The organism is Flavobacterium branchiophilum NBRC 15030 = ATCC 35035 (assembly GCF_002217205.1).
GTDB classification, from domain to species: Bacteria; Bacteroidota; Bacteroidia; order Flavobacteriales; family Flavobacteriaceae; genus Flavobacterium; species Flavobacterium branchiophilum.
This window is the reverse complement of record NZ_MUGT01000132.1, coordinates 1-19,990: the sequence shown is the minus strand read 5'-3', so window position 1 is coordinate 19,990 and position 19,990 is coordinate 1. Positions and strand designations below refer to the sequence as shown.

The 19,990-nt window shown below is 33.1% G+C and carries 15 protein-coding genes; 4 read left to right on the top strand and 11 right to left on the bottom strand.

Going from position 1 to position 19,990, the window contains the following annotated elements:
- Positions 1-904: 904 nt before the first annotated feature.
- The 6 genes from B0A58_RS13415 to B0A58_RS13390 all read right to left on the bottom strand — a co-directional run bounded on the left by B0A58_RS13415 (position 905) and on the right by B0A58_RS13390 (position 9,354).
- Positions 905-4,360, bottom strand: coding sequence for an efflux RND transporter permease subunit (locus tag B0A58_RS13415; RefSeq protein ID WP_089081485.1), 3,456 nt, complete (start codon positions 4,358-4,360; stop codon positions 905-907).
- Between the two features lie 122 nt (positions 4,361-4,482).
- The gene (locus tag B0A58_RS13410; protein WP_089081484.1) at positions 4,483-5,619 is read right to left on the bottom strand and encodes an efflux RND transporter periplasmic adaptor subunit; all 1,137 of its coding nucleotides are present in this window, start codon (positions 5,617-5,619) and stop codon (positions 4,483-4,485) included.
- A 25-nt stretch (positions 5,620-5,644) separates the two neighbouring features.
- Positions 5,645-6,982 carry a TolC family protein gene (locus tag B0A58_RS13405; RefSeq protein ID WP_089081483.1) on the bottom strand — a complete coding sequence of 446 codons (1,338 nt, stop codon included), beginning with the start codon at positions 6,980-6,982 and terminating at the stop codon, positions 5,645-5,647.
- 14 nt (positions 6,983-6,996) lie between these two features.
- Positions 6,997-7,587 (bottom strand): TetR/AcrR family transcriptional regulator, encoded by a 591-nt coding sequence (locus B0A58_RS13400; RefSeq protein WP_089081482.1) that lies wholly within the window; start codon positions 7,585-7,587, stop codon positions 6,997-6,999.
- A 336-nt stretch (positions 7,588-7,923) separates the two neighbouring features.
- On the bottom strand, positions 7,924-8,811 hold the full coding sequence (locus B0A58_RS13395; RefSeq protein WP_089081481.1) for a hypothetical protein: 888 nt from the start codon (positions 8,809-8,811) through the stop codon (positions 7,924-7,926).
- 3 nt (positions 8,812-8,814) lie between these two features.
- A complete protein-coding gene (locus B0A58_RS13390) occupies positions 8,815-9,354 on the bottom strand; it encodes an RNA polymerase sigma factor (RefSeq protein ID WP_089081480.1) in 540 nt (179 codons plus the stop codon).
- Between the two features lie 187 nt (positions 9,355-9,541).
- Here B0A58_RS13390 and B0A58_RS13385 point away from each other — a divergent pair, with 187 nt between their 5' ends.
- Complete coding sequence (locus B0A58_RS13385; protein WP_243389501.1) at positions 9,542-10,180, top strand: SGNH/GDSL hydrolase family protein; 639 nt, start codon at positions 9,542-9,544, stop codon at positions 10,178-10,180.
- Between the two features lie 266 nt (positions 10,181-10,446).
- Here the strand turns inward: B0A58_RS13385 and B0A58_RS13380 are convergent, their stop codons facing one another.
- From B0A58_RS13380 to B0A58_RS13360, 5 genes are all read right to left on the bottom strand, one after another.
- Positions 10,447-11,061 (bottom strand): deoxynucleoside kinase, encoded by a 615-nt coding sequence (locus B0A58_RS13380; RefSeq protein WP_014083091.1) that lies wholly within the window; start codon positions 11,059-11,061, stop codon positions 10,447-10,449.
- A 243-nt stretch (positions 11,062-11,304) separates the two neighbouring features.
- A complete protein-coding gene (locus B0A58_RS13375) occupies positions 11,305-11,640 on the bottom strand; it encodes a hypothetical protein (RefSeq protein ID WP_089081478.1) in 336 nt (111 codons plus the stop codon).
- A 71-nt stretch (positions 11,641-11,711) separates the two neighbouring features.
- Positions 11,712-12,851, bottom strand: coding sequence for a 2-amino-4-hydroxy-6-hydroxymethyldihydropteridine diphosphokinase (folK, locus tag B0A58_RS13370; RefSeq protein ID WP_089081477.1), 1,140 nt, complete (start codon positions 12,849-12,851; stop codon positions 11,712-11,714).
- A gap of 76 nt (positions 12,852-12,927) precedes the next feature.
- Positions 12,928-13,803 (bottom strand): ACP S-malonyltransferase, encoded by an 876-nt coding sequence (gene fabD, locus B0A58_RS13365; protein WP_089081476.1) that lies wholly within the window; start codon positions 13,801-13,803, stop codon positions 12,928-12,930.
- A 155-nt stretch (positions 13,804-13,958) separates the two neighbouring features.
- Positions 13,959-14,852 carry a NifU family protein gene (locus B0A58_RS13360; protein ID WP_014083087.1) on the bottom strand — a complete coding sequence of 298 codons (894 nt, stop codon included), beginning with the start codon at positions 14,850-14,852 and terminating at the stop codon, positions 13,959-13,961.
- Positions 14,853-14,967: 115 nt separating this feature from the next.
- Between B0A58_RS13360 and B0A58_RS16865 the strand changes: the two genes are divergently transcribed.
- The 3 genes from B0A58_RS16865 to B0A58_RS13345 all read left to right on the top strand — a co-directional run.
- Entirely contained in the window at positions 14,968-18,162 is a 3,195-nt protein-coding gene (locus tag B0A58_RS16865) for a choice-of-anchor J domain-containing protein (RefSeq protein ID WP_133063143.1), read from the top strand.
- Positions 18,152-18,754 (top strand): T9SS type A sorting domain-containing protein, encoded by a 603-nt coding sequence (locus B0A58_RS13350; protein ID WP_089081474.1) that lies wholly within the window; start codon positions 18,152-18,154, stop codon positions 18,752-18,754. Before B0A58_RS16865 ends, B0A58_RS13350 begins: the two co-directional genes overlap by 11 nt.
- 95 nt (positions 18,755-18,849) lie before the next feature.
- On the top strand, positions 18,850-19,990 hold a 1,141-nt coding region (locus B0A58_RS13345), incomplete at its 3' end, for a choice-of-anchor L domain-containing protein (protein ID WP_207758852.1).

Here is a 19,990-nt window from a genome sequence, read left to right as displayed (position 1 = left end):
TAAGTAAGTAACTCGATATATTTATTTGATAAAATAGGGCTCACAAATTTGAATTTGAAAGTGAGTATTTTCTAAAATTACTTTTGATTACCTTTTGACGTTATAGGAATGGCTTCAAAGTCTGACATCTATTGAATTTGTTTTTATAAACAGAACCATTCAAGTATTTTCCATTATTTATTTTCAATTTTAAATCCATTTTCTTATAGTTAAAAATAATAAACAACAAAATCATTATCTAATATGTCTGAATAATTGTTTCTTATTATGGATTATTTCTTAAATTTGTAAATCAATCACTGCCGTTTATGATTCCAAATTGCGAATATGAATAATTAAATATGATAATTAAATAAAAAATTGACTCCTATTCTTGTTTTAAATATTACAATAGAGATAAATAAAAAAAAATGTAGTACAGATTTTCGTTGTTTTTTTAAATCATTTAAGATTTTTTTGCAAAATGCAAGACCTACAAGGGCTAAAAAAAAAGAGTTTACAGGACATATATATGGCTTTATTTTCTTTGAGATTTGTTGTAATATGTAAGACCTACAAGGTCTAAAAAAAAGACCTTGCAGGACAAGAGGGTTGGCTTTTTTATCTTTGAGATTTGTTATGAATTGAAAGTCCTAGAAGGGCTGAAAAAAAGACCTTGCAGGACAAGTGGGTTGGCTTTTTTATCTTTGAGATTTGTTGTAATATGTAAGTCCTACAAGGGCTGAAAAAAAAGACCTTGCAGGACAAGAGGGTTGGGTTTTTGAATCCTTTGTGATTTGTTGTGAATTGAAAGTCCTTCAAGGGCTGAAAAAAAGGTAATGCACTAAAAAGTGTGTTGTGTTGCTGATTGAAACACAATAAAAAATCCGCTTTGTTGAAAGCGGATTTTTTTGAAAAAGTTGGGTTATATTTTGGCCTTTTTTCGGTCTCGGAGTTTGTACTTGGTTCGTTTGACGAGGTAGAACATTACGGGTACCATGATGAGGGTAAGTACGGTGGCGTAGGTAAGTCCGAAGATAATAGTCCAGGCAAGTGGTCCCCAAAACATGACGTTGTCGCCCCCCATAAAAAAGTGAGGGTTTAGCTCGGAAATGAGTGTAAAAAAGTCGAAATTTAAACCAATTGCTAGGGGTATTAGCCCTAAAATGGCGGTTAGTGCGGTGAGCAAAACTGGTCGCAAACGGGACTTTCCAGATTCGATGATGACTTCTTTTATTTCTTCGAGGGTCAAATCGTCGTGGCTTTCTAGTTTTTGTTCGGCTACTTTTTTGTCTAACAAAAGGACGAAAAAGTCCATTAATACAATTCCATTTTTTACGACTACTCCTGCTAAAGATATGATGCCCATCATGGTCATGAGGATTACAAAATCCATGTTGGCAATTACATAGCCATAAAACACGCCGCTAAAACTTAGCAAAACGGTAAACATAATGACTACGGTTTTGGAAACCGAATTGAATTGTAATACAATAATGATGGTTATGCCTGCTAATGCTAAAAATAACGCATACATTAGGAAGCTTTGATTTTTGCCTTGTTCTTCTTGCACTCCTGAGAAAGAATAGGTGATACTCTTTGGCATTTTGTAGTTTTGAAGTTCGGCTTTGATTTGCTTGGTTATTTCGTCTCCATTGTACCCAGTTAGCACGTTGGAGTAAATGGTCATAATGCGTTTGTAATTTTTACGCTTTATTTGATTGTATGTAGTTGTTTTTTGGGTTTGTGAAATAGCCGAAATGGGTACTTGCATGATTTGTCCGTTGTTCATGTTTCTGAAAGTCAGAGATTCATTGAAGAGCACATTTTCGTTTTTGCGTTGATCGGCTTGCATTCTCATCACTATGTTGTAGTCATCGTCACCTTCTTTGTAGGTAGAGATTTCTTGTCCATATACCGATCGACGTAAATTAAATCCTAACTGCCCCGTGGAAACGCCCATACTTCCAGCATTTATTCTATCTACTTTTACTTCAAGTTCGGGACTTTCTTTATTGACATCGACACTTAATTTTTCGATACCTGGAATGTTTCTCGACTCTAAAAAGGCAATCATTTTATCGGCTTCTTGTAGCATGTCGTCATAGTCTAAGCCTGTAAGTTGCACGCTAATAGGGTACCCTGCTGGCGGTCCATTGGCATCTTTTTCTACGATAACAGTTGCCCCTGCTATACCTTTTACTTTGTCTCGAATTTCTTCTAAAATGGTATTGGTATCGATACCTTGTCTGAATTTGAATTCAGAAAAATTAACCGTAACCTTACCTTTGAAAGGTGTTTCAGACGCAGATCCTGCATCTACATTTGGGTTTCCTGCCCCTACCCCTACTTGCGATACGATAGATTCTGCCAAAAAGTTTTTGTTGGTGCTAGGATCTACGTATTTTGACAGTATTTGAATGACTTGTTTTTCGACAAAATAAGTGGCTTTATTGGTTTTTTCAATATCTGTACCTTGAGGAAATTCGATGTATGTAATGACTTGGTTTGGTATGTTTTCTGGAAAAAATAATATTTTTCTTGGGAAAATCCCTAACAAAACAAACGAAAATACTAACATACCAATAATGCCAATTAAGGCCAACCAGGCTTTTTGGCCTGTTAGAATTTTGGCTAAAAAGATTTTGTATTTTTCTTCCATTCTTGGAAAAAAACTATGTTGAAAATCTTGTGTCCATTGAAACACTTTGAGGTGGTACACCCACATGAAAATGATGGAGAATAAAAACAAATGTCCAAATCCTTTTAAAACATTACTTGATGTGGTATAACCTGGAATTGCAAATAACAATCCGACTATTAAAAAAAGAATAGAATATTGTTTAAGTTTTTTGCGAGAAATGTTTTTGTCTTCTAAAGCCATCGAACCTCCCGTCATGGCGGCATTGATGACCATGGCTACAAATAAAGAGGCTGTTAGAGTAATGGTTAATGTAATAGGGAAATATCTCATGAATTTTCCCATAGTGCCTGGCCAAAGGGCAAAAGGCAAAAAGGCCATTAAAGTGGTTGCTGTAGAAGAGATAACTGGCCAAGCAATTTCGCCAATACCAATTTTGGAAGCCTGAATTTTGGTCATGCCTTTTTGCATGTTGGCATATACGTTGTCCACTACTACAATACCGTCATCTACAAGCATACCCAGCCCCATAACCAGTCCGAAAAGCACCATGGTGTTGAGCGTGAGTCCAAACATTGAAAGGAAGGCAAAGGCAATCATCATAGACAAAGGAATGGCAGCTCCTACAAACAAGGAATTTCGCAATCCCATGGTAAACATTAAAACAAGCATAACCAGCACAATACCAAATATAATGTGGTTTGACAATTCATCTACTTGGTGTTCGACTCTGGAGGATTGGTCGTTTGTGAGTTCGATTTTTAAATTTTTGGGTAAATAACTATCTTGAGCTATTTTGATTTTTTCTTTAACTTGATCGATGGCAGAAATCATGTTTTGTCCAGATCGTTTTTTGACGTTGAGCATCACAACTTCGGTGCCTTTTTCTCGAGCATAAGTGGTTTTTTCCTTTTCTTTGAACGATACTTGGGCAATGTCTTTTAAATAAACACTTCCTCCAAAAGATTTCACAACAATATTTTCTAGTTCTTTTGGATCTTTGATTTCGCCAATAATTCTTATATTGTTTCGAGAACCTTGCGACACTAAATTACCGCCAGAAAGGGTCATGTTTTCGTATTTGACTGCATTTTGAATTTCGTCAAAAGTTACTTGAGCGGCGGTCATTTTAAACAAATCGATAGCTATTTCTACTTCTTTGTCATCTACGCCAAGGATATCCACTTTTTTTACTTCGGAAATTTCTTCGATGTCGTCTTGCAACAATTCGCCATATTTTTTCAACTGTTGCGTCGTATAATTTCCTTGTAAATTGATGTTCAAAATAGGCACTTCTTCAGAAATATTAAGCTCAAAAACATTAGGCTCTACCTTGCTGCCGTTGTCCATATTGGGCCAGTCGGTGCTGGCTTTGGCATTGTCCACTTTGTCCTTTACTTTTTGCTTGGCTTGTTCTATAGAAACATCGTCCGAAAATTCGGCTATAATCATTCCATAATCTTGAAATGAACTCGATGTTACTTTTGCAACGCCGCTAATATTTTTGACTTGTTTTTCTAATGGCTTGATTACTAATTTTTCGACATCTTCGGCAGAATTTCCAGGAAAAACAGACGAAATGTATATTTTATTTTCGATGATTTCAGGAAAATCTTCCCGTGGCATATTGACATAAGCCATCAAACCCGCAACAACTATTATAAATGTAAGAATATAGACCGTTACACGATTGTCCACAGCCCAACTTGAAATGCCGAATTCTTTATTTTGATGTGACATAGTAGCCCCCTAACCCCAAAAAGGGGAACTTCCTACTAGGGGTCAATAGGAAATGATGTTAATAATAAATAAAATATTTTATACCGCAAACTTTTTTTACACAATTACTCTAATTCAGAGTGCTAAAAATTTAATTGCATCCCCTCAGAAATGGTGTTGGCACCTTCTGTAACCAATAAATCTTCGGTAGAAAGTCCGTTTATAATTTCTGTTACATTGTCTGAGGATTGTCCCGTTTGTACCATTACTTTTTTGGCCAATCCTGTTTTACCTTTGCTATTGGCCACTACAAATACAAATTTGTTTTTTTGACCATCTTCTTGAATAATGTTTGTTGGCACTACAATAGCTTTTGGGTTTACATAATCAATAATTTTGAGTTTAGCCACCTGATTGGGTCTCAATAAGTTATCGGTGTTTGGCACACTTACCTCTATTCCAAAACTACGGTTATTTGGATTGATAAAATTGCCAATTTGTCGCACTTTTCCTTTGTAAGTTTTGTTGAGCGATGTTAAAAAAACATCAACGGTTGTCCCAACTTTGATTTTACCAATATAACTTTCTGGTACTGAAGTGGATAGATACATGTTAGACAAATTAACAATTCGCATCAAACCCTGCATGCTTGCTGCCACTACCTGACCTCTTTCTACAAACACTTCGTCGATAGTTCCAGAAAAAGGGGCTTTGATAAGCGTTTTGCTTAACCCAGCTTTGGCTTGAGCAACCGATTTTTGTAAGCTAATCATTTGTGTTTTGGCTTGTAAAAATTGGATTTCAGATCCGATTTTTTGGTCCCAAAGATTCTTTTGTCTTTCATAAGTTGTTTTGGCCAAATCATATTGTGTTTGCAAACTGGCCACTTGCTGACTCATTCCTCCGTCGTCCACACGAGCCAAAACCTGACCCTTGGCCACATGTTGTCCGGCTTTCACATTTAAGCTTGCAAGAGTTCCTGGTATTTCGGGTTGAATCAGAATGTTTTCCTTGGTATTTACATTGCCTTGTATTTCTAAATAATGCTGAAAAACAGTATCGCTAACGGCGGCCACCGCTACTAATGCAATCTCTTTTTTGGTTTCTATTTTGGTTAAAACCTCGTCTATTTTGCTCAACTCTGCCTGAATTTCAGCTCGTTTGGCTTTTATGGCTGTTACATCTTTGGCTTTCAATAAGTCGTCTGTTGTTGGTTTCCCAGATGGGTTACAAGACAACATTACCAATCCAACGGTTGTAAGTAATACTATTTTTTTCATACTTGATTATTTTATTTTGATTAGTTTAGTTTAACATTTTTTCTAATGATGCTTTTTTCACAATGACATCTAATAAGGCTTGCAAATAATTTTGTTGGTTGCTATACAATTGTCTTTGGGCTTCGTTCAATATAAAACTCGACGAAAGTCCTTCTTTAAACTTGACCTCTTGTTTTTGTTCAATTCGTTCAGACAATGACAAACTGTTTTTTGAAAACACCAATTGTTGCAAACTGTATTCGTAGTCGCTTTTGGCTTTTTCAAATTGAAGTTTTAGGGTTTGCTCGGTTTGAATCATCTTGGTTTGAGCTTGTTCCAATGCAATTTTGGCTTGCTGTGTTCTGGAACTTCTAGCAAAACTGCTAAATATGGGAATATTCAAACTAACCCCAACATTAGAATAGTTTAGCCAGCGTTGTTCTGCCGACAAAAATTTAAATTGATTACCAAAAGCATTGTATCCAATGTTGTAGGCAGCGGCCAATGTAGGCAATGCTTTGCTTTTTTCTAATTTAACCAACAATTTGTTACTATTAATTACATTGTCTTGAATCTTGTAATCTATATGGTTAGTTACCTCAAAATTGGATTTAATAATGTCTAAATTGACACTACTAACGGCTAATTTTTCTAATTTTTCTGTAAGTGCTAATTCGTCATTCATAGACATGCCCATTACTAATTTGAGCATATTTAAGGCAATATTTTTTTGCCTTTTGATGTTTTCTAAAGCGTTATTTACAGATGATAACGTGATTTGAAGCTGCTCTACATTCTCTTCTTCTATCAGGCCATTTTTATAGGTTTCGGTTGTTTGAAAAAGCAACTTTTCTAACGAAATTTTATTTTTTTCGATGATTACTATCGTTTCTTCTGCCAATAACACATTGCAATATGATGCAATAATGAGCTCCTTGATTTCGTTATTGGTTTTGATTTTTGCATTTTCTGAAATTTTTAAATATACTTTTGCCGATTCTAGTCCTACCAAATAAGAACCATTAAACAACAATTGGCTTAAAGTAGCACTAGCAGCCATATTTTGTTTGGTTCCAAAAGCTACTTCTGCAAACTCGCCTGGTTGTCCTCCAAAAATTTCGGCAGGAATCAACGATTTTTGCAAAACAATATTGTTTTGATAACCAATTGCCGCATTTATTTGTGGCAAACCAATAGTTGTTGTTTCACGCTTTTTTTCTTTTGCTGCCGCAATATCTTTACTAGCATTCAATATCGAATAATTGTGTTCCACACCAAAATTTACCGCCTCCGACAAGGAAAATCGGTACTTATTGGAGCTCGTTTCTTGTGCATTGCCCCATAACGACAAGCTTATTGTTGTAATGAATATTATTTTTTTCATTGGATATACTGTTTCTATTTCTGGGTTATATGTTTTTCTAATTCTTCTATTCCTTTGGCACTTGCAATGGCCCGAATGTGGTATTCGAGTGCTGCCAATTCTAATTTTTTGGCTTCTTTTTCTGAACTTATATTTTCATTAATCACAAATATTAAGGAATAATAAAAAAAAACGGCTGTATCTATTGGAATTTCAGCTCTATACAAGCCTTCTTGAATTCCTTTTTCGATGTTTTTTCTAAACAATGTTTTACATTCATCTATTTCTTTATTTATTACGTTTTCATAGATGTCTGGATAATGCTTTTTTAATTGATACGCTGGCGAACTGTCTGTGGATTGAAACATTTCTTTAAACATTTTCAGTATTTCAAAATTCTCTGAAATGGCATTGTGGTTTTGCGCCACAATGTCTGCAATTTTCTGATGGATTTCCGTATGTACGGTACTTGTTGTTTCTTCTATCAGCAACTCCTTGTTACAAAAATATTTGTAAATCGTTTTTTTTGAAATACACATTTGTGAGGCAATATCATCCATAGTTACACTTTTGAAACCTACTTTCAAAAACATTTCCGTTGCATTTTTTATGATTTTGTCTTTCATTTTAATATCTTTATCGAAAAAAATATGATTTTACGCTGGCAAAATTACAAAAGGAAACTTTAAAAACCAAATAAGTTTCCTAGTTTTTTTAATCCGTTTTCACAAGTTAAGTTTTGCATAAGGGTTTTGACTATATTTTATACAAACATTTACATGACTGTACGTAATTCATTCCAAATGGTTGAAGTATTTACATTGCTAGAAATGAAACTCGCAAAGACACCACACAGCAAAGAAATATGAGTCAAACTTCATAAAATATAGTCCATAAAAAAAACCTTTTCAGCTACTATTTGTGCTAAAAAGGTTTTGGTAAAAATAATAAAAATAATAAACTTAATGATGCACTGGTTTGCCATATTTGGTTTTGATAATTACCACACCATTTTTACCCATTTCGCCATAATTAGCCATTGCTTTTTCATCTTGCAAGATCAAAATACTTTCTATCAATTGCTTTTTCAACGGATAATAAGGGCTTGTAGGATGTGTACCAAAAAGGGATTCTTCGTCATAATAATGTCCGTCTATAATATATAATGGGTTATTCAAAATGGTAATATCCTCTAAATCTATCGATTTTGATGCAGCAAAAGCCTTTACTGCTGCTGCTGTTTCCAAGCTATCACTTTGAAGATAGCCGTCCATAACCACCAAAGGGGGCGTTTTTTTGTCTTGTACACTTACAGCACCATCTACAACTTTAGCTTCAATACCATTCAAAAACATAGGGTTCACTTTCAGTTTTTGATTCGTTGATTTGCTCAATATGTTACTTTCTTCCGCAATTTCTGCATCAGGAGCAGCCATGGCAAGAGCGGTTTCGGTAGGTTGCATGTCAACTTCTGGCACAGCATCTGCTTGAAGCAAAGGATTTCTTTTTGGCATTTGCAAAGCCACCGCTTCTTCCGTTTTCAAAAAAGAGGGTTCTAGTGTCGTATCTTGGGTTTCAAATGGCAAACTGTCTTTCAACACCACATCGTTTGTAGGGCTTATAGTGGTTGTATTATCTGCTATAAACGATTGATATCCAATAGTTATAAGCAACAAAAACGAAGCTGCAACTGCCCATTTTTGCCACATTTTTTTATCTGTTTGTAATTGCTCTTGGTCTAATTTTGAGGCTACATTTTGCCACACTTTTTCAGCATTAGAAAATGTTTGTGCTTCATTTTTTTCAACAGCTTTTTTAATTTGATCAAATAATTGATTGGAATTGTCCATGTTTTATTTTGCTTTTTGGTAATAAAAAGTATTTACTAAATCTTTCAACTTGGTTTTGGCTACATTCAATTGCGACTTGGAAGTGCCTTCAGATATTTGAAGCATGGCCGCAATTTCTTTGTGTCCAAATCCTTCTATAACAAATAAATTAAAAATAGTCCTACATCCATCTGGAATTTTTTGAACCAATGCCAGCAAATCTGCTTCTTCTAGCGGTGTCTGTTCGTCTGTTTTGGGTTGCCAATTGGCTTGTGCATCTTCTAAATACATATTGAAATTGGTGTTTTTTTTGATGCTCGCCAAACAACAATTTACCGTTATCCGACGGGCCCAAGCTTCAAAAGCACCCCATTCTTTAAGTTGGTCCAATTTTGTAAATATCTGAAAAAAAGCATCGCCCAATGCCTCTTCTACTTCTTCCTCTTTTTTCAAATACCGTTTGCATGTAGCATACAACTTGGGCGACATGTACTCATACAATTGCCTCTGGGCAGCCCTTTGTTTTTTCTTGCAATTCAATAGTAATGTTTCAGATACCGCCATGGTGCTTTTTTTTCTTTATAGAGTGTAAATATATCAAAAGGGTTGGATTGTCATGTCAAAAAAAGTATATTTGTATCAAAAAACGCCACCACCATAGCCTTTTACAAACCGCTTGAACCTTTCAAAAAAAACCAAAATGATGCCAAAAAACATATCCTTCATACTTTTAATATTTTTCATAAATACAATGAAATCAAATATTTATGCTCAAGATTGGGCCAATTTATCCAAATACCAATCAGACAACACCCGTATCATTCAAGAAGCTAAACCCATAAAAGCCGTGTTTATGGGAGATTCTATCACCGAATTTTGGCTTGCCCAACAACCCGATTTTTTTTCGTCCAATAACTACATCAACAGAGGCATTAGCGGTCAAACCACTCCACAAATGCTCCTTCGTTTTCGGCAAGATGTTGTGGCTCTAAAACCAAAAATTGTGGTCATTCTAGCGGGTATCAACGATATAGCAGGCAATACTGGCGAAACAACGCTCGAAACAATTACAAACAACATCCAATCAATGATCGAAATGGCCAAAGCAAATCACATCAAAGTCATTTTATGTGCCGTATTGCCCGCAAACGACTTCTATTGGAACCCCAATAAAAACCCTGCAAACCAAGTTATAGCCCTCAATAAAATGTTGAAAAATTATGCCGAAAAAAATAAAATTAGCTTTGTAGATTATTATAAATATATGGTAGATGATCAAAAAGGACTACAAAAAACACTTTCTCCCGATGGTGTGCACCCCAATCTAAAAGGCTACCAAGTAATGCAACCTTTACTGCAACATGAAATTCAAAATATACTAAAAAAATAATTTATTATCAGGAGCTATTCCTGCTGTTCGCTATATCTTTTGTGGCGAACCCCGCCACAAAAGGATGTCGCTCCCATCAGGGCTAGGGGCGTCAGTACCCGTAGGACGTTTGGTGCAACAAAAAACTAATAATCAAGCAAAGCCAGTATTTTTTGTACGCTGCATTTTTTGGCAACACTATCATGACTATTTTATAAAACATTAGCAAAAATAATAATAAAATAGCAAAAAATACAGCAAAATCATTTGTTTACACAAGTGCAATATTAGAAAAGCCCATTAATTTCAGCATCAATTTTGCTAATAATAGTACCCAAATCCTCTGGGTTATTTACAAAATCTATTTCATCTACATCAATAATAAGTAACTTACCTTTATGATACGTTTGAACCCATGCTTCATAACGCTCGTTGAGCCTGCTCAAATAATCAATCGAAATACTATTTTCATATTCTCTTCCTCTTTTATGGATTTGTCCTACTAAATTTGGAATAGAACTCCGTAAATAAATCAATAAATCTGGGGGTTGCACTAATGATTCCATCAATTCAAACAACGATGAGTAATTTTGAAAATCCCTATTGGTCATCAATCCCATAGCATGCAAATTGGGAGCAAAAATATGAGCATCCTCATAAATAGTACGATCCTGAATGGTTTTTTTACCACTTTCTCGAATATCTAATATTTGACGAAAACGACTATTTAAGAAAAATATTTGCAAATTAAACGACCATCTCTCCATTTGATGGTAAAAATCGTCCAAATATGGATTGTCCACCACTTCTTCATAATGAGCAGTCCACTTAAAATGTTTAGATAATAATTTGGTTAAAGAGGTTTTTCCAGCTCCAATATTTCCAGCGATGGCAATGTGCATATACGTATGGGTTATAAATTATTTTTTTAGCAAAATTAGTTAAAAAAAATAATTAATCTAAAACAAGTGAATTTTGTTTTCAAAAAATGTCATTTGAAAGCACACCAATTTACAACAATTTGATCCCCATCTTACCCAATGTATTTATAAAAACAAATATTTTTATAAAATAGTCCAAAGATACTACCCGAGCAATAGCAAACAAGTGAAGTAAGTTGTTTAATTTAAAAAAAAAGGAAAAATTTAAATACCTACATCTTTTAATTTCTTTTTTTTAAATCTTTGTATCAAATACTGTATCAAGATAGTTATTACTGTTGCTATTCCAGCTAATAATAACATGCTCAAAACACCAATAATCCACATGCCGCAGCCTGGCGAATTGCCATCGATACTTTGATTAAATCGATAATTAAATATAATAAACGATACTATTGAAAATATTATTTGAAATAGTAAACTTACAATACAAACATGGCTAAACTTGAATTTAAAACTGCTTTTCATCGCAATACTCCCAACAATCAATTGAAAAGCAAAAGGCAAAAAAGGTAAAACAATGGGCACAAAATTGATCATTTTTATTGGTATTTATATAAATATTTAGTTTAATATAAAATATTGTTTTTTATTACAACAGATGTTTTTTATTACTTTTTTTTACAAAAATCATCGATTTGCTCCAAAATATATAAATAATCATTGTGATTTTCTACAAAATCCAATTCCGAAACATCTATAATCAAAACCCTAAGCTGTTTGTCTGATTTGATATAGTCCAAATACCCATTATTAATTTGCATCAAATACGTTTCAGATATGCTTTGTTCATACAATCTGGCTCTTTTTTGTATGTTTTGTATCAATTTCGGAGTTTTTTGATATAAATAAATGTACAAATCGGGTTTTGGAATTTCCTTATAAATGATGTCAAATAAAGTTTTATACAATCGAAATTCTGCATCACTAAGGGTTACTTTTGCAAAAATCAACGATTTGAATATATGATAATCCGCAATTAAAAAGTCTTTAAACAAATCATATTGTTTCAAATCATCGGCCAGTTGTTGGTATCTTTCTGCCAAAAATGACATTTCCAACGGAAAAGCATATCGTGAAGCGTCTTGATAAAAAAGAGGCAAAAACGGATTGTCCGAAAACTGCTCTAAAACTGTTTTTCCATTAAAGTCGGCAGCAATTTTATTGGTTAGCGTAGTTTTTCCAGCACCAATGTTGCCTTCAATGACAATATGATTGTTATTTTGAAATTGAAATTTTGACAAAGGAGCTTCCATGGTTGCTACTGGAATACAAGAACTTTTGTCTGAACAATGGGCAAGCAAGGTTGGGATATTTTTTTTTAAAATGGGATGTTCCCAAACTATTTCCAAATCCATCATCGGACATAACACAAATTGCCTATGGTGCATTTCCTTATGTGGAATTTGCAGTTGGTCGTTTTCAATAATGTCTTGGTCAAAACTAATCAAATCAATATCAATGATGCGGGCCTCATATTCGGACTTTGTTTTAGGTTTTCTGCCCATACTTTGTTCCAAATGCCACAATTGTTTTGCAATAGTCATACAGTCTTTGTCTGTATGCAATAAAATGGCAATATTAAAAAACGGATCGCTGTCAAACCCCCAAGCAGGCGATTCATATACCTTTGATACTTTTATCACGGTAGCAATTTGGGCATGAATCGATTGTACAGCGCCTATTAAATGCTCCAATCGATGGCCTTGATTACTTCCTAATGATAATATGATTTGGTGTTCTAAACTCATTTTTGGGGAATACTATCAAACATGTCAAGCCCGCAAATGTTGCAAGCTTGACATGTTTTATTTTTTTTAATTTTTTTTATGCCGAAATTGTTTGAACGTCTTTGTTAATTTTATTGACCAAGCCAACCAATACTTTTCCAGGACCAACTTCTGTAAAAGAAGTTGCACCGTCTGCAATCATTTGCTGTACAGATTGCGTCCATTTGACAGGTGCTGTAAGTTGAATGATTAAGTTTTTTTTGATAGACGCAGCATCCGCTACGGCGTTTGCTGTAACATTTTGATACACTGGACAAATAGGTTCAGAAAAATGGGTGGCTTCTATTGCTGCCGCAAGCTCTTCTCGGGCTGGCTCCATCAATGGCGAATGAAAGGCACCACCAACTGGCAAAATCAAAGCCCGTTTGGCACCCGCTTCTTTCATAGCAACACATGCTTTTTCTACTGCCGAATAGGCTCCCGAAATTACCAATTGTCCTGGACAGTTATAGTTTGCAGCTACAACAACCCCGTCTATAGTGGCACAAATTTCCTCAACTCTTTTGTCGTCCAAATTCAATACGGCAGCCATGGTCGATGGCTCCATTTCGCAGGCTTTTTGCATGGCCATGGCACGCTTAAAAACCAATTGCAAGCCATCTTCAAATGATAAAACCCCATTAGCAACCAAGGCCGAAAACTCTCCTAATGAATGACCCGCTACCATTTCTGGACAAAATTGAGTTCCCATTGTTTTAGCCAAAATTACAGAATGTAAAAAAACAGCAGGTTGTGTAACCTTTGTCTGTTTTAAATCTTCAGCCGATCCTTCAAACATGATGTCGGTAATTCTAAAACCTAATATAGTATTGGCTTTTTCAAACATTTCTTTGGCAATACTAGAAGATTCGTACAAATCTTTGCCCATACCCGTAAATTGTGCTCCTTGACCAGGAAAAATATATGCTTTCATTTAATAATTATTTTTTTGCTAATAACAAAATTAATTTAATGTATCTTGACTTTTTTTATTTAATATTTATTAAGGTATTATGTACATTCGACCTCATGCCAACTATTCAACTTTATTTGATGGCCATCAAAATAGTCATGCTTTAAAAAAAAAATCTAAACTGCTTCTACAATAATATTGGGTTCATTGAGCATGTCTTTGAGCATGTTTTCAATCCCATTTTTCAAGGTAAAGGTAGATGAAGGACAGCCGTTACAAGCACCTTGCAAAACAACTTTGACTCTTTTCTCGGCTTCATTATAAGAGTCAAACAATATATTTCCACCATCTGCCGCCACGGCAGGTTTTACATATTCTTCTAAAATATTGATAATTTGTTGAGAGGTTACGTCTAATTTGTCAAAATCCTGTAGTTGTTGTTTTTCTTGTTTTGGATTATTTATTAATAATGATTCATCAACCACTATGCCGCCGTTTTCAATAAAATTTTTAATAAAAGTTCTCAATTCTAATGACACGGTGTTCCAGTCGGCCATTTCAAATTTAGTTACAGAAATATAATTTTCGTCAATAAAAACTTCTTTCACATACGAAAATTCAAAAAGGGCTCGTGCCAATGGAGATGACAATGTTTCGTCGATATTCTTGTATTCTACAGCGTTTTTAACCAATATTTTATTCACCACAAATTTGAGTGAAGAAGGATTTGGAGTTGTCTCGCCATATACCGTAATCGGTGTTTTTTTGGTAGCATGAGTAGTGGGCAACACAACAACGCCACCCTCATTTACAAAGGTTTCAATTTCAAGAGCCACAGCTTCCTGCACATCGGGCCATTCTACAATACTAAATTTTTCTATCGCTACAAAATTTCCCGAAATGTAAACGGTTTTTACAAATGGTAAATAAAACAATTTTTGAGCCAAAGGAGCATTTTTGGTTTCATCAATATTTTTAAACTCAAAATGTTCATGGTGCGTAATAAAATCAGGAAACTCAAACTTCAAGATGTTGGGGTTTTGAGTTGGTTTTATAGTAATTTTTATCATTTGGATTATTTTTTTGCAAATTTAATAAAGTATTTATGTTTTTTTATTTATATTTGAATTTTTAATTTTTAAAGCAAAAATTAATCCATAAACAAACCAAAAAATACAATTAATTATGAAAAAAACAATTTTAAAATTAATATTTTTTTTCTATTCAACTTTCTGTTTTTGCCAAATGAATTTTGAAAAATTTGAAAATACATCAGGGCCTAACCCATTGCCATCTACTATTTGGTCATTAAGTACCGGAAATTGGGCTGTATTTGATAACGGAATAGGTATTATAGAACGCTGGGGTATAAATAACTCAATATCCACACCACCTTTCGTATATAACGGATCAAATTCAGCGTATATGACAAGAGAAAATATTGGGGGCGGAAATACTTCTGAAGATTATTTAGCAACCCCTGCAGTTACAATTCCATCAAACGGTCAGTTAAGATTTTATACAAGATCATTCACTTCAACAACTTTAGGAACTTTGTATCAAATTAAAGTAAAACCTGTAAATTCAGGAGTTCAAAACGTTGCAACAGGATATACTCTAGTTAAAGAGTGGAATGAATCTAATCTAAATGCTACTTTCAATATCTATGAAGAAAAAACGGTAGATTTAAGTTCATATGTTGGTCAGCAGGTTTATGTAGCTTTTGTAATGAAATACTCACAGCCTATGGTTGGTACAGTACCAGGTGATCGTTGGTTAATTGATAATGTTATTATTGATTCAAACACATGTTTGAGTGCAACTGCACTATTAGCAAATCCTTCGTCTTCAACATCTATTGATTTAAGTTGGACGGCAAATGGTTCAACTTCATGGCAGATAGAATACGGTGTTTCTGGTTTTGTTCAAGGTACAGGTATTATTATAAATACTCAAAATCCAAATATTACAATTAATAATCTAAATCCATCTACATCTTATACCTTTTATATTAGGGCTATTTGTGGCACGAATTTAAGTGGTGTTGCTCAAATTCAATCTAGTACATTAACCGAATGTAATACATTTTTAGGAGATTTAGCAGGAAATAACTCTGTTGGTATAAATAATACTTTTGTTGGTTGTGAAACGGGATTAAATTCTAATGGATTTGGTAATACTTTTTTGGGCTTTAATGCGGGCAAATTACAAAATGGTAATGGAAATATCTATATTGGTAAAAATACAGGATATGGCTTAAGTGGTCGTGGAAATATCATTATGGGAAATCCAATTTTAAATAGCCCCATAATAAATACTAGTTTGCTTTTGGGTGAGCCTGTATTTTTAAATAGTTTAACAGACAATATGTTATTAATTGAAAAAAATAATACTAATGCTAGAACATTAGGAAATAACTATATTGAAGGAGATTTTAATAAAAGAATATTCCAATTTAATTTAAATAAAACTATTGATTCAAAGCTTATAATTAATTCAATATCTGGCAATTCAGGTTTAAGATTCACGGGTATCAACAGTAATAGCCCAACTACTATACCTTCAAACGGGAAAGTACTAACTGTGGATATAAATGGAAATGTTGGATTATCTGCTGTTAGTGGTGGAGTAAATCCTAATGCTGTAATACAAAATGAAGTTTACACAATTGGATCAAAAGTCCTTACACCAATTAGCCTTATTCAAAATGACTCACCAACTTATCATTTAGTTTCTTACACACCAGGTGATTTTTTAAATAATGCAATTGACAATGCCTTAAATGCTGGGTTTAAAAAAATATATATTCAAGAAGGCGAATATTTTATTAATAACAGTATAAATTTATCAAATATAAACAGAGCAGGAATTACAATTGAAGGTGCAGGAATTAATACATATTTACATAGTTCTACTGGTATGAGCACTTCAAATCCTATTTTTGCTATAAGTACGGAAGGCAATACTATTAAAAATTTAGCTATATCAACCCACAATGGTATAAATGCAAATGAAGCTTTAGCAAGTTTAAAATTAACTCCTGGAGCACAACGAAATTTATTCGAGAATTTATTTTTAGGAAGAACTGTTGGTGGAACATTTTCGGATTCTATACAAATATTTGTAGATATTAACAATAATGGTGAAATAGATTATAATGTGTTTGAAAATATTCATTTTTTAAAATGTAGAAAAAGTATCGTTATTAACGTTAATGGTAATAATCCTGTATCGGCAGTTTTTAATCATAATATATTCAATAATTTTCATCTTAATGGATTTACTATTGGACTTGAATTTACCGGAACTGGCGGAACAATTGAAGGGAATTTATTTTCAAGTTTTGAGACGCAAGCAGTGTCAAGTGTGTCTACTTTCGTAGTAAAAGGTATAAGAGGAGTAAACAATACTTTTCAAAATTTTAATATTGCAGATTGGAATCCGCCTTCACCAACACAAAATTTTGTTTTTGATGTTTTAAATACAGCAAACAGAACTGTTATTGAAAATACTGAAACGGAAAACAATGGAATTTCAAATACAAATAATAAGTGGTATAGAGATTTAGGAGTTGGAACACAATTTATTAATAATGCTAACACAAATAGAGTAACAGATTATATAATGAACGGGTTAAGTGATGTTGTATTTAGAGCTGCTAAATTTTATCCTACTGAAAATTATAGAATTCAAGATTTTACTAATATAGTTATTAAGCCATTAAACTCTACTCCTACAATTGGTAAAGTACTAACATCTACTGATTCAATTGGAACTCTAACATGGGCTACACCTATCACTTTTGGTACAGACATATCATTATATGCAAATGATGGAGCTTTGAGTTCAAATAGAATTGTTACTCAAAATAATAATTTATTACAATTTAATACAATTTTAAATTCTAATAATAATGAACCTACATTTAGCATAAGAAAAGGAAAGGTATTTGTTGGAAAAACTTCAACCCCATATTTTAATCAAACTGATCTTTTAGATCCTAGCTATAATTTAATTGTAAACGGTAAAATTAGAGTTAAAGATGAGGTTCTAGTTCAACCTTCTGGAATTATTTGGGCAGATTATGTTTTCAAAACAGATTATAAACTAGCGACACTAAAAGAAGTAGAAAATTATATAAAAATGAACGGTCATTTATCTAATATGCCTTCGGCAGAAGAAATTGAAAAAAACGGTCTAGGACTTGCTGATATGACTAAGAGACAGCAAGAAAAAATAGAAGAATTAACCTTGTATATTATTTCACAAGATAAGAAATTTCAAAGTCAAGAAGTTGAATTAAAAAGGTTAAAGGAAGAGATGGAGTTATTAAAAAAAATATTTAATATAAAAGTTGAAAACTCGAAAAATGAAAACTAAATTAACCATAATATTCTTCTTGAGCTACCATTTTTTGGTAGCTCAAGAAACTTTTTGTTCAAATCCACCTGCAAATGTTAATATCAACACCCCTATAAATTATACTATTCAAAGTCAAATTAATATAAATTTTAAATATTATACAACTTCAACAATAAGAATAGGAGGTTATACTATCGATTTGATATCGAATAATAATAAATTTTTTTCTGCAAATAGTGTTACTTGGGGAGCAGGATTTAGAGCAATGCCCACTAACAATCAAAAAGTTATTAGTTCTGTTGGTTTATGCACTAATTATAGTAGCATACAAACAACTGACGATTCCAATTCATTGTTAGACTCTAATTCTAACATTTTATTATATCCTAATCCAACTTCAAATAATTTCTTTGTTATTTGTACTAATTTTATAGTTGATAAAATTGAAATTTATAGTTTTGAAGGTAAATTAATACATAAAAAAGAATTTATTCAAAATAAAGAGTTATCTATAGAAATTGGAAAGTTTCCAGATGGTATTTATGATGTTGTAGTTTTTGAAAAAAATAATAATATAATTTATAAAAAAATTATTAAAAAATCAAATTAAATTATTTAAATATGAACTTTATTAAATTATTTTTTACATATATACTATTCTTCATTTACTCATGTTGTTATGCACAAATACTTGTAGATAATAATATGACACCAACGCAATTAGTTCAAAACGTTTTGTTAGGATCTGGAGTTACAATTTCAAATGTAAAGTTTAATGGTAGTGTTGTAAATGCTACTATGATAAATGATCAAGTGGGGGCATTTATAACTGGAAATACTCCTACTAATTTAGGGTTGACCAACGGTTTAATATTAGCAACTGGAAATATTTCAGTAGCTGCAATGACAGATAATATCTCAAACGCAAATATCCCGCCAAACACTCCAAGTGAAGGGGAAATTGATTTGTTAAATTTGAATGGAATAGGAAACGTGATTATAAGAAATAAGGCTTCTTTGGAGTTCGATTTTATAGCCAATGGAAATAGTTTATCTTTTGATTTTATTTTTGCATCAGAGGAGTATCCTACTTTTATAAATTCAATTTACAATGATAGATTTGGTTTTTTTTTAAGTGGACCAGGTATTTCAGGTCCATATTCAAATAATGCCATAAATATTGCATTAGTTCCATCTAGCACCATACCTATTTCAATTCATACAGTTAATAATGGAGTTACCAATAACGGTCCATGTACTAATTGTTCTTATTATTTAAATAATAATTTACCTCCTTTAACAGGTAAAATCCAATATAATGGATATACAACTGTTATACCTGCAACTGCAAATATACAATGTGGTGAAACCTATCATGTAAAATTAGCAATTGCAAATGTTGGGGATAATAATTACGATTCCGCAGTTTTTTTTAAATCCAATAGTTTTAATTCACCTTCGATAAGCTTACCTATCGATATGCTAGTAAATAACGGTATGGCTCCATGCATAGGGTCAACTCGAACGATTTGCACAAATTTATCAAGCTCAATTACACATACATGGAAAAAAAATGGAATAACAATTACAAATGAAAATTCAAATTGCCTTTTAATATCAACGCCTGGAGTGTATTGCGTTACTGCTTATCCGAATGGATTGAATTGTCCTCTTAGTGATTGTATGACAATAGAGTATGTACCACCACTAGATCTTACCACCCCCACAGCAGCGCAATCGTCTATATGCCAGTCTAGTAGTACATTTAATTTGAATCAGTTTGTACCAATCATCCTCAATGGATTGTCAGCGGCTGATTATGAAGTATTTTTCTATACTAGTAGTG